Source organism: Rhizobium sp. YAF28, assembly GCF_052113285.1.
In the GTDB taxonomy this organism is placed as follows: Bacteria; Pseudomonadota; Alphaproteobacteria; order Rhizobiales; family Rhizobiaceae; genus Rhizobium.
This window is the reverse complement of the sequence record NZ_JBFRCX010000009.1, coordinates 206843-218435: the sequence shown is the minus strand read 5'-3', so window position 1 is coordinate 218435 and position 11593 is coordinate 206843. Positions and strand designations below refer to the sequence as shown.

Below are 11593 nucleotides of genomic sequence, written 5' to 3'. Positions count from 1 at the left end.
CTACAAAACAGTCACCGCACAATAAAAATGGGGAACTAAAATAATGGGATACCGAAAGCTCTTCCTGGCAGCCGCACTGTCGTTCCTGCCGCTTACCGCAACTATCGACGCCGCACACGCCGCCGGCACGCTGACCGTCGCGCTCGAACGCGATGACGGCAGCTGGGATCCGATCGACACCTTCACACTGACCTGGGGCCGTATCGGCAGCAACATCTTCGACGGTCTCGTCCAGCGCAGCCCTGACCTGAAGCTGCTGCCCGGCCTCGCCACGGCTTGGGAATTCCTCGACGACAACAAGCGCATCCGCTTCACGCTGCGCAAGGGCGTCAAATTCCATGATGGCGAAGATTTCAATGCGGCTGCCGTCAAGTTCACCTTCGACCGGCTGCTCGGGCCGGAAGGCGCCAAGGGGCCGCAGCAGGCAAACTATACCTCGATCGGCGAAGTGAAGATCGTCGATGACTATACGGTCGACTTCATCCTCAAGAGCCCGGATCCGGTACTGATCACCAAGCTTGCCGGCTACGGCGGCATGATCGTGCCGCCGGCATATATCAAGGAAAAGGGCGACGAATATTTCAACCTGCATCCGGTCGGTACTGGTCCGTTCAAGTTCGTCGACTACAAGCCGAAGATCAGCCTGACACTGGAGGCCAATCCGGATTACTGGGGTGGCGCACCGAAGCTCTCTGGCCTCGTCTATCGGTTCATTTCCGAAGCCGCGACCCAGGTTTCCGAGCTGCAGTCGGGCGGTATCGATATCGCCACGCTCGTGCCGATCAGCCTGATCGATACGATCAAGGGCGACCCCAAGCTGGAAGTGGAGAGCATCACCGGTCCTGATGTCTCCATGCTGCGCTTTAATAATACCGACGGCATCACCAAGGATCCGGCGGTCCGCAAGGCGCTCATCCAGGCCGTCGACCGCGATGCCATCATCGAGCAGATCCTGCAGGGCAATGGCAAGCCGATTGCGAGCCTCCAGAGCTCGCTGTCGCTTGGCTACAATCCCGACCTGAAGCCGTTGCCTTTCGATCCCGCTGCCGCGAAAGCTGCGCTCGACAAGGCGGGTGTGAAGCCCGGCACCAATCTCGAGCTTTCCTTCGTCGGTACGGATGCGACCTTCCGCGAAGTGTCGCAGACGGTCGCCGCCTATCTTCAGGCGGTCGGCATCAATGCGTCGCTGAAGTCCTACGAAACCAACGTCTACTACACTGATATCATCGCGCACGGCAAAACCGGCTCGCTCTATCAGTTCCAATGGGGTGGTTGGACCTTCGACTTCGACAACACGGCCTATCTGCTCTATCACAGCGGCCAGTTCTGGAATCCCTACATCAAGGATGCCAAGCTCGACCAGCTGCTGGAAGCGCAGCGCTCGACCTATAATGTCGATGAGCGAAAGAAGATCCTGGGCGAAGTTGCGGCCTATGCCGCCGACCAGGCCTTCGAGATGCCGCTCTACAACGGCAATACGCTCTATGCGATCAACAAGCGGGTGAAGAACCTGGCGCCGACCCCGGACGTGCGTTTCCGCTTCGTAGACGTATCGGTCGAGTAACCGAACCCCGCTCGACTGCCTGCCTGTGGGCAGGCAGTCACATCCTCCGCAGGGTCATGCCATGCCAGCCTATATTGCCAAACGCCTCTTGCAGGCTCTCTTTGTCGTGATCGTCGTCACGCTGCTCGTTTCCTATGCGATCAGGCTGTCCGGCGATCCGACGGCCATGCTCGTCAGCGGCGGTTCTGCCGTCACCGAGCAGGATCTGCAGAATATCCGTGCCGGCCTCGGTCTCGACCAGCCGTTCCACATCCAATATCTGAATTTCATGTCGGGCGTCGTCACAGGCGATTTCGGCAAGAGCTTCTTCGGCGGTACGCCAGTCTGGAGCCTGATCGCGCAGGCCTTGCCGGCGACGCTGCTATTGTCCTTCCTGTCGCTCATCCTGTCCTTCGTGATTTCCATCCCGCTCGGCATCCATGCGGCTGTGAAGTCAGGCTCGTGGGCAGATCAGGTCGTCCGCATTCTGTCGCTCGTCGGCCTGTCCTTCCCGAATTTCTGGCTGGCGATCATGTTGGTGCTGATCTTCTCGATCAAACTGGAATGGCTGCCGTCGAGCGGCTTCCTTGCCTATCCGGGCCTTGTGCTGCCCTGCCTGACGCTGGCGCTGATACTCTCGGCGGTGAACGTGCGCATCGTGCGCTCGGCCATGCTGGAGACCTTGTCGGCGCAATTCATTCTCGTCTCCCGCGCCAAGGGGCTGAAGGACAGGGTGGTGCTCTACAAGCACGCCCTGCGCAACTGCCTCATTCCGCTGCTGACCTTCGTCGGCCTGCAGTTCGGCGACCTGCTCGGCGGCGTCGTTATCGTCGAGCGCGTCTTCAACTGGCCGGGCATGGGCAGCCTTGCCTTCGATGCCATTTCATCGCGCGACTATCCCGTGTTGCAGGGCACGATTACTGTGCTGGCGCTGCTGATCGTCCTGATCAACCTTGCGATCGATATTGCCTATGGCATCATCGATCCGCGTATTGGGAGGAAGTGAGCCATGGCATCCTCCTCGGCTAAATCGTCCTTCTTCCGTCACACGCCGCTGGAACTTCTCTTTGGCATCCTGTTCACCGGCGGAATGGTTCTGCTTGTCGTCTTCTCCGACGTAATCTTCGGGAACAAGGCCGACATGATGGATCTTCGCGCCCGTCTGCTGCCGCCGTTCGTCAGCCTAAACCATATATTCGGCACCGATCCCCTCGGCCGAGACGTACTGGCGCGCATTGCCGCCGGCGGCAAGATCTCGCTGATCGTTGGAGTGCTATCGGTCGCGGGTGCCACCGCCGTTGGCACGATCGCCGGTCTGATCGCCGGCTATTTCCGCGGTGTCGCCGACATGATCCTCATGCGCATCGCTGATGTGCAGCTCGCCATGCCCTTCATGCTGATGGCGCTGACCTTCATCGCCATTGTCGGGCCGGGTCTGCCGATCCTGATTTCGCTGATGATCATTGCCCAGTGGGTGCAATATGCGCGACTGGTGCGCGGTCTCGTGCTGTCGCTGCGCGACCGCGAATTCATCCAGTCGGCGCGAGCGATCGGTGTCGGGCGCATGCGGATCATTCTCGTGCATATCCTGCCGAATATCATTGGTCCGATCATCGTGCTGATGACGCTGAACGTCGCCAACAACATCCTGCTGGAAAGCAGCCTGACCTTTGTCGGGCTCGGCGTGGATGCCTCCATTCCAAGCTGGGGCGGCATGCTCGCCGACGGGCGCACCTATGTGCAATCCGCCTGGTGGGTCAGCGTCTTTCCGGGCTTTGCCATCATGTTCACCGTCCTCGGGCTCAACCTGCTCGGTGACTGGCTCCGCGACTATCTCGATCCGACGAGGGAAAAATGAGCACCATCCTCAATCTCGAAGTTCCGCGCACGCTCGACGTGCTGGTTTCCGAACTGACCGCCAATCCTCCGGGCACGCCTGTTGAGGCCTGGGTCTTCGACGATGCGCCGTCACGGCAGGCCGCCGAAGAGAAACTCGCCGCCGCCGGCATCACCGCGCGGATCCGCAGCTCCTACAAGCCGCTGGTCTATTTCTTCCTTGAAGAACTGCATATTCCCTCGCTTGCCAAGGTGGAAATTGGCTACCCGGTCCACCCGGCCGCAGATCCGCAGCGCTTCCTGATCGAAGCCTATCCGCTGGCAGCTCTTGTGGGCGATGCGGAAGTCGCATTTCACGCCAACACGCTTGATCTTACCTACGACATCAAGCTGACGACAAAGGCGGGGGAAACGAAGACCTATACGGTCTTTGCACCGAATGTGGTGGAGGACGACCACGTCGGAACGCCGGTGCTGCGCTGCTGCGGCTGGCACAAGGGCGAACGGCTGAAAACCGATTTCGAGATCCTGTTCCTCGCGGCCGTCGATGCCGTCAAACAGCAGACATGGGAGCGCAAGCAGCCCTATTTCGACCGTCTGCGCATCACGGTCGATCTGCCGGCCAATGATCTCGACCTCGATTTTTGCAGCGAGAGCATCAGTCTGCGCGAAGCCATGCATGAAGAGCTGTTCTTCAGCCTGCGCGAATGCCTGGATGCGGAGATGGGCGCCATGGCTGGACGCGGCGGCGCGCGACCGGGCCAGGTCGTTCCTGATATCCGCAGCACGGACGGTAATCCGCGTATCGTCATGAGTGTGGAGGAATTCGGCGAGCACGAAGAGGCGACTGGCGAGGATATTGACATGGCGACCGCGACGCGGCCGCTGAAGATCGGCCAGATCCGCCGCGAACTGGCGAAGATCAAGGGTGTGCCGATCAAGGCAATATCGCGCGAGGGCCGCGAGGTGCTTGGTCGCTATCACAATGGACCGGGGCCGGCCGTGCTCATCTCCTCGGGCCAGCATGCCAATGAGACCAGCGGTCCGGTTGGGGCGCTACGCGCGGCGCAACAGCTTGCCGCCGATCCCGACCAGCATTTCGCCATCGTACCGGTCGAAAATGTTGACGGATATGAACTGCACCAGCGGCTGATCGTGGAAAACCCCTTCCATATGCATCATGCCGCCCGCTACACGGCCTTCGGCGACGACCTCTCCTTCACCGTGCCGCCGCCGATGTATGAGCGTGAGGTGCGAGGCAAGGCGCTCGAACTCTCATCTGCCAGGCTGCATCTCAATCTGCACGGCTATCCCTCGCACGAGTGGACGCGGCCGATGTCGGGTTACCTGCCGCGCGGCTTCGAACTCTGGACCATTCCGAAGGGTTTCTTCCTGATCGTCTGCACGCATCCGGGCTGGGAGGCGATCGGCGAAGCATTGCTCGATGAGGTCGCCAAACGTCTGGCTGAAGACAAGAGCCTCGTCGAATTCAACGCCAAGCAGATCGATTGCGTCCGCCTGCACATGCCGAACGCGCCGTTCGCGGTACGCTACGGTATTCCGATCCTGAGGCAGGTCGGCTCAATGTACCAGGCGCCGCTGACCATCATCACCGAAGCGACTGACGAGACGGTTTACGAGCAGGTCTTCGTCGATTGCCACGAGGCGCAGACGCGAACCGTGCTCTATGCAGTCGAGGCCTATCGCCGGCTGGCTGCAGGCAGTGACTTTCCGTCGGTCTGAGAGAGCGACCCGACCTAGAGGACTGCCGGAAGAGACGGTCGGCGCCAGGCATCGAGCACTGCCTCGACGCCGAGGGCGATCTGCAGGAGCTTTCCATCGCCGCCGACAGGGCCGGTCAATTGCAGCCCCAGTGGCAGATGCCCATCCACACCAGAGGGCAGGCTGAGGGATGGCTGGCCGGTCATGTTGGCGAAGCCGCTGGAGAGCATTTCGCCTTCCTCGCCATCCTCGGTGAATTCCGGATCCTCGATCGGGGCGGGAAAGGGCACGCTTGGCCCGATCAGCACGTCCACCTCGGCAAATGCTGCCTCCATGGCATTCCGAAGCTTCACGCGGAAGTCCTGGGCTTTGATGTAGTCGACGGCCTTTGCCTCGAAGCCTGCTTCCACCTGCGATCGTGTGCGCAGCGCGTAACCCGCAGGGTTTTCGATGTAGAGGCCCGCATGAATAACCGAGGCTTCCGGCAGGATGATGCGGCGAAGTTCCGAATTGGCAAGCCTTAGCTCCGGAATGTCTATGCGCTTGATGATCGCACCAGCCGCTTCCAGCCGCTTCAGCGCTTCGGCAAGATTGGCGGCAACCGCCGGCGTCAATTCGGGACTCTCGCAATGAAAGCTGACGGCACCGATCCTGACGCCCGCAAGTGATGGCGGTGAAGGCTGGAAGGTTTTGCCGGCGATTGCTTCGAGCAGCAGTGCCGTATCCGCAACGCTCCGTGCAAGCGGTCCGGCATGATCGAGGCTCCATGACAGCGGAAAGACGCCGTCGAGGGACACCAGACCGAAAGACGGTTTCAGCCCGACAATACCGCAATAGGAGGCGGGAATCCGGATCGAGCCGCCCGTATCGGTGCCGATCGCCAGCGGCAGGATGCCGCCGGCGACCAGGGCGGCCGAGCCGCCGCTCGAGCCGCCGGAGGTGCGGCCGATGTCGTGCGGATTGTTGGTCTGGCCGATATCCGGATGGGCGATGCCATAGGCATATTCCAGCAGATTGGCCTTGCAGAGAATGATCGCACCCGCTTCCCGCAGGCGCTGCACCAGCGCTGCATCTTCGCTCGCCATTGCCGGTGGCCGCACCTTGCTGCCATAACCGGTTGGTGCGCCCTCCACGTCGATCAGATCCTTGATGGCGACGGGAATGCCGTGCAGCGGCCCGCGGTCCTTGCCTGATCGGAGCTCTGCGGTCGCTTGTTCCGCTTCGGCAAGCGCCGTCGCATCCAGTCTCTGAGCGACGGCATTGAGGGCGGGTTCCAGGCTCTCGAGCCGTTGAAGGCTGACACGCACCGCATCGACCGGCGACAACGAGCCGTTTCGATAGGCGCGTCCAAGCTCGGCCACACCAGTGAATGCGATTTCGTCCGCAGTCATCCTCGATCTCCCGTCAGCAGAATGCTCCGCCGCGTTGTGAGCGGCGGAGCATGATCGCATATATCAAATACTCAGTTCTTGACTGTGTCTTCCAGGAAGAAGCGGCCAAGCGGGTTCTGATAGAAGTTATCGATGTTCTTGCGCGCCACGTTGATATACGGGCTGTAGTAGAGATCGATCCAGTTGACGTCGTCCTTCGCCGTCTTTTGCAGGTCGATATACATCTGCTCGCGCCTCTTGGGATCAAGTTCCAGGCGAGCCTTGGCGACCAGCTCCTTCACCGCTTCGTTCTTGTAGTTGGTCGAGTAGTTGTTGTTGGAATCGTGGCCGAGCACGAAGGTCGTCTTCTGGTCCGGATCGAGAATGTCATTGGTCCAGTAGTTGACCGAGATGTCGTAATCGCCGGCAACCGTCATGTCCCATTCCTGGCTGGGATCGACCTTCTGCAGGTTGGCTGTAATGCCGGCCTTGGCGAACTGCTGCTGCAATAGCACCGCGGTCTGCTCATCCACCTCGTCGCCGGCGCGGATCAGGTAGTTCAGCGTCAGGTTGGAGACGCCGGCATCCGCCAGCAGCTTCTTGGCCTTTTCCGGATCATAGGGGCGTTGCAGGTTGTCGGCGTAGTAATAGAGAGCGCCCTTCGGAATGTAGGAATTGGCGACCGTGCCCTGACCGAAGGTGACGGCATCGACGATCGCCTTCTTGTCGATTGCGAGATCGAGTGCCTGGCGCACTTCCTTCTTGCCGAGATCGCCATGCGCATGGTTGATCAGCAGATGATCCTCACGCGTCGACGGGTCGATCAGCACGTTGAGGCCGGCATCCTTCTTTAACTCCTCTACACGCGAGAAGGGCACGAAGATGGCCGCATCGAGCTGGCCTGCCTGCACGTTCAGCATGCGGGTATTGTCATCAGGCACGGAGATCCATTCGACGCCGTCGAGCTTCACGCGGTCCGCCTGCCAGAAGTTCGGGTTCTTCTTCAGGATGACGCGGTCGCCGCGCCGCCATTCGTCGACAACGAAGGCGCCGGATGCAATCGGCTTTTCGGCGTAAGCGTCCGCGCCCATGGATTCGATGCCAGCCTTGGAGATGACAGAGGCATTCGGCAGCGCCAGCGTCGAAAGGAAGGGTGCCGACGGATTCTTGAGCTTGATCGTCAGCGTGTGTGGATCGGTCGCGACGGCGGTGTCGATCACCTTGTAGGAGTCGCTCCAGAGCGAGCCTGCGTCATCGCGGATACGCAGCAGGCTGAAGGCCGCGTCTTCCGCCGTCAGCGGCGAACCGTCAGAGAATTTTGCGTCGCGGATCTTGAAGGCATAGGTCAGGCCGTCGTCGGAGACGGTCCAGCTTTCGGCAAGGCCGGGCTCCAGCTTGGTGCCGGTCTTGTCGACGCGGATCAGCACGTCGTAGACGTTGGAGAAGACCCAGTTGTCGATGTTCTGCGCCGTCTTGATCGGATCGAATGTCGTCGAATCTTCTCGACGACCGATGGTAAGCACGCCGGCGGCTTCGGCGTAGGATGCGCTGAGCGTCAGGCCTGCAAGAAGCGCTGCAAGCCCGATTGATTTCCATCTGGTGATCATGCGTTCGTTCCCTTCGTTGTTATGGCATGCGTTTGACGGGTAGTGCCGGCACCGATGGCAGCTCGTCTTCCAAACGGGTGTTGCTCAGAAGCGGCTTGTCCGGATCGATGTCGGGAATGGCGGCAATGAGTGCTCCGGTATAAGGATGTTTCGGCCGCGCAAAGACCTCTTCCGAGAGGCCTTCCTCGACGATCTCCCCGCGATACATGACGACGACGCGTTCGCACAGATTACGCACGATCGCGAGGTCATGGGCGATGAACATCAGCGTCAGGTTCATCTTGGCGGTGAGTTCGCGGAAAAGCGCGATGATCTGTGCCTGGATCGTGACGTCGAGGGCCGCAACACATTCGTCAGCAATGATGAGCTTCGGATCGACTGCGAGTGCGCGGGCAATGCCGGCGCGCTGGCACTGGCCACCGCTCATGCTGCGGGGTTTGCGATTGGCAAACTCCCGCTCCAGCCCGACAAGATCGAGCAATTCGCCGATCCTCTCTGGAATGGCTGCTGCCGGCACCTTGCCCTGCACCTTCAGCACCTCGGCAAGCATCTTCCCGATCGTGAGGCGCGGATTGAGTGCGTTATAAGGATCCTGAAAGACCATGGCCGTCTCGCGCCGCAGCTTTGCGAGTCCGGCAGCCCGCTGCTGCGCGAGATCGATCCCTTCGAAGGACACATGGCCTGAGGAGATCGGAGTCAGCCCCAGCACGGCGCGTGCGAGTGTGCTCTTGCCGCTGCCGGATTCGCCGACGATGCCGATGGTTTCGCCCGGCATGACCTGCAGGCTGACGCCGGAAACGGCGCTGACCGTCTTGGCACTGCCCTTGAACAGGCTGCCGCCAACCTTGAAACGCACATGCAGGTCGTCGATTTCAAGAAGCGGCTTGGTCGATGCGGCCGAAGACACGACCTGCGGCTCTGGCTTTGGCGCCTCGTCCGGCATGGAGGGATGGCTGTTGATCAGATTGATCGTGTAGGCGTCCTGCGGCCGGGAGAGGATCGTCCGTTTCGGCCCCTGTTCAAGCAGCTTACCGTTACGCATGACGGCGATGCGGTCGCAGGTCTGCGCGACGATGCCGAGATCGTGGGTGATGAGGATGATCGACAGGCCACGCTTTTCTCGGATCTCCAGCAGGAGCTTCAGGATCTGCGCCTGGATCGTCACGTCGAGTGCGGTCGTTGGCTCGTCGGCGATCAGGATCTTTGGATTGCAGGAGAGTGCCACGCCGATCATGGCGCGCTGGCGCATGCCGCCGGAAAACTCGTGCGGGTAGCTGTCATATTGGCGAACGGGATCGGGAAAGCCAACCTGTGTCAGGATCTCGATGGCCGCCGCCCGTGCTTCCTTGGCGCTGAGCCTCTGATGATAGCGGATGCCCTCGGAAATCTGGTCGCCGATGCGCATGACCGGATCGAGATGGCTCGTCGGATTTTGAAAGATCATGCCGATCTCGCCGCCGCGCACTTCCAGCATCTCGGCGTCGCTTGCCGTCGTCAGATCGCGTCCCTCGAGCAGGACGGTGCCGCCCTCGATCTTGATCAGCGAGGAGGGCAGTAGCCGGACAAGTGAACGGCAGAGCAGGCTCTTTCCCGAGCCGCTTTCGCCGACGAGGCCGAGGATTTCGCCCTTGGCAAGATCCAGCGAAACATGGTCGATCAGCGTGCGCACGCCGCCATCGAGATGAACCTTGACCGTCAAGTCGCGGACGGAAAGGACCGAAGCGCTCATTCGTGAACTCCGAGAAGTTCGCCGAGCGCATCACCCAACATGCTGAAACCGAAGGCAAGGCAGACAATCGAAAGGCCGGGGAAAAGCGTGATCCACCAGGCTGTGGTGATGAAGCTCTGGCCTTCGGCAACCATGACACCCCATTCGGCGAGTGGCGGCTGTACGCCAAGACCGAGATAGCTGATGGCTGCACCGCTCAGCAGCACCAGTGTGGCATCAGACATGGAAAAGACGATGGAGCCGGCAATGGCATTGGGAAGCAGATGCCGGAACATGATGCGGGAACGACTGAAGCCGAGGCTGATGGCGGCGACCGCATAGTCGCTGCTTTTCAGAACCAGCATCTGTGCACGGATAAGGCGCGCATAGGACACCCAACCGACCAGCGCCATGGCGATGTAGAAACTGCCGAGGCCCGGCCCGAGAATGGCGATGATCGATAACATCAGGACGAGGAACGGGAAGGCGAGAATGATATCGACGAGGCGCATGAAAACCGCATCGACGATGCCGCCGAAGAAGCCCGCGATGGTGCCGACCGTCGTGCCGATCAGGAACGGGAAGATAACGCCGATGACGGCGATCTGCAGATCAATGCGCGCGCCCCATATGACGCGCGAGAGGATGTCGCGGCCGAAATTGTCCGTGCCGAAGGGGTGCAGCAGCGACGGCGCCTGCAGTCGTACATCGGCATTTTGCAGGATCGGATCATAGGGCGCGATTACTGGCGCTGCGATCGCCAGAAGCAGAAAGAACAGTAGGATGCCGGCGCCGATGACGAGCGTTAGCCGGCGGTGGAGGAAACGGCGCCAGGCGACGGGAGAGGGAGCAAGGGCTTCGACGCTCATAGCTCAACCCTCGGATCGACGGCGACGGTGACGATATCGGCAATGAAATTGACGAGCACGGTGGCGCAGGCAAAGGTCATGGCGACGCCCTGAACGACCATGTAATCGCGCGAGAAGATGGCGCGCACCAGCAATTGGCCCATGCCGGGCAGAGCAAAGACGCTTTCGACGACGACGGTGCCGCCGATCAGCCAGCCAATGTTGACGGCCAGAAGATTGATTGTCGGCACGAGCGAATTCGGCAGGACGTGGCGCCAGAAGACTATACTCTCAGGCATGCCGCGAGCGCGGGCAGCTGTCGCTACATCGGATTTCAGGGATTCGATCATCGCGGAGCGCAGGCTGCGGGTCAGCACTGTCGAGAGCGACAATGCAACGGTCAACGCAGGCAAGATGAGATGGGAGAGCTTGTCGCCCAGTGTCGTGCCGTAGCCGGAAACGGGCAGGACGCCGAGTTCGACGCTGAAAAGAATGATCAGCATCAGGCCGAGCCAGAAAGGCGGAAAGCCGATCCCGAATGTGGAGATGACGCGTACTGCATGATCAGGCGCCCGGCCAGCGTTGCGGGCGGCAATCGCCGACATCGGCACGGCGATCAGGATCGACAGGATGACGCTTGTCAGGACCAGCGCGATCGTCGGCTCGATGCGCGTGGCGATCAGCGGAAATACGTCGATCTTGTAGAGGATCGACTTGCCCATTTCGCCATTCGCGAGGTTCTTGAGGAAGTAGAAATATTGCAGCCACATCGGCTGATCGAGGCCGTATTGGGCGCGGACATTGGCAAGAGCCGTCGGTGTCGCGCGCGTGCCGAGAATATTGCGGGCGGGATCACCGGGGATCAATCGCACCAGGATGAAGGTGATGACGCTGATGCCGAAGATAACGGGCAGAAACTGGACCGGCCGGGTCAGTATGAATTTATAACGGTGCATGGC

The 11593-nt window shown here is 60.7% G+C and carries 9 protein-coding genes; 4 read left to right on the top strand and 5 right to left on the bottom strand.

The window, feature by feature from the left end; translation table 11 throughout:
* The first annotated feature begins 43 nt into the window (after nt 1–43).
* The 4 genes from AB4Z13_RS21555 (at nt 44) to AB4Z13_RS21540 (ending at nt 5122) form a co-directional block, all read left to right on the top strand.
* Complete coding sequence (locus AB4Z13_RS21555; RefSeq protein WP_113320150.1) at nt 44–1564, top strand: ABC transporter substrate-binding protein; 1521 nt, start codon at nt 44–46, stop codon at nt 1562–1564.
* A 61-nt stretch (nt 1565–1625) separates the two neighbouring features.
* Complete coding sequence (locus AB4Z13_RS21550; protein ID WP_442206774.1) at nt 1626–2549, top strand: ABC transporter permease; 924 nt, start codon at nt 1626–1628, stop codon at nt 2547–2549.
* A 3-nt stretch (nt 2550–2552) separates the two neighbouring features.
* Nucleotides 2553–3401, top strand: a complete 849-nt coding sequence (locus tag AB4Z13_RS21545) for an ABC transporter permease (RefSeq protein ID WP_113320148.1) — start codon at nt 2553–2555, stop codon at nt 3399–3401.
* The gene (locus tag AB4Z13_RS21540) at nt 3398–5122 is read left to right on the top strand and encodes a M14 family zinc carboxypeptidase (RefSeq protein WP_113320147.1); all 1725 of its coding nucleotides are present in this window, start codon (nt 3398–3400) and stop codon (nt 5120–5122) included. The genes AB4Z13_RS21545 and AB4Z13_RS21540 overlap by 4 nt, the downstream gene beginning before the upstream one ends.
* Nucleotides 5123–5136: 14 nt before the next feature.
* Here the strand turns inward: AB4Z13_RS21540 and AB4Z13_RS21535 are convergent, their stop codons facing one another.
* The 5 genes from AB4Z13_RS21535 to AB4Z13_RS21515 form a co-directional block, all read right to left on the bottom strand.
* Nucleotides 5137–6492, bottom strand: a complete 1356-nt coding sequence (locus AB4Z13_RS21535; protein WP_442206773.1) for an amidase — start codon at nt 6490–6492, stop codon at nt 5137–5139.
* 71 nt (nt 6493–6563) lie between these two features.
* Entirely contained in the window at nt 6564–8078 is a 1515-nt protein-coding gene (locus AB4Z13_RS21530) for an ABC transporter substrate-binding protein (RefSeq protein ID WP_442206772.1), read from the bottom strand.
* Between the two features lie 19 nt (nt 8079–8097).
* On the bottom strand, nt 8098–9807 hold the full coding sequence (locus AB4Z13_RS21525) for an ABC transporter ATP-binding protein (protein ID WP_113320144.1): 1710 nt from the start codon (nt 9805–9807) through the stop codon (nt 8098–8100).
* Nucleotides 9804–10655 (bottom strand): ABC transporter permease, encoded by an 852-nt coding sequence (locus tag AB4Z13_RS21520; RefSeq protein WP_442206771.1) that lies wholly within the window; start codon nt 10653–10655, stop codon nt 9804–9806. Before AB4Z13_RS21520 ends, AB4Z13_RS21525 begins: the two co-directional genes overlap by 4 nt.
* Entirely contained in the window at nt 10652–11590 is a 939-nt protein-coding gene (locus tag AB4Z13_RS21515) for an ABC transporter permease (RefSeq protein ID WP_113320142.1), read from the bottom strand. Before AB4Z13_RS21515 ends, AB4Z13_RS21520 begins: the two co-directional genes overlap by 4 nt.
* Nucleotides 11591–11593: the final 3 nt, after the last annotated feature.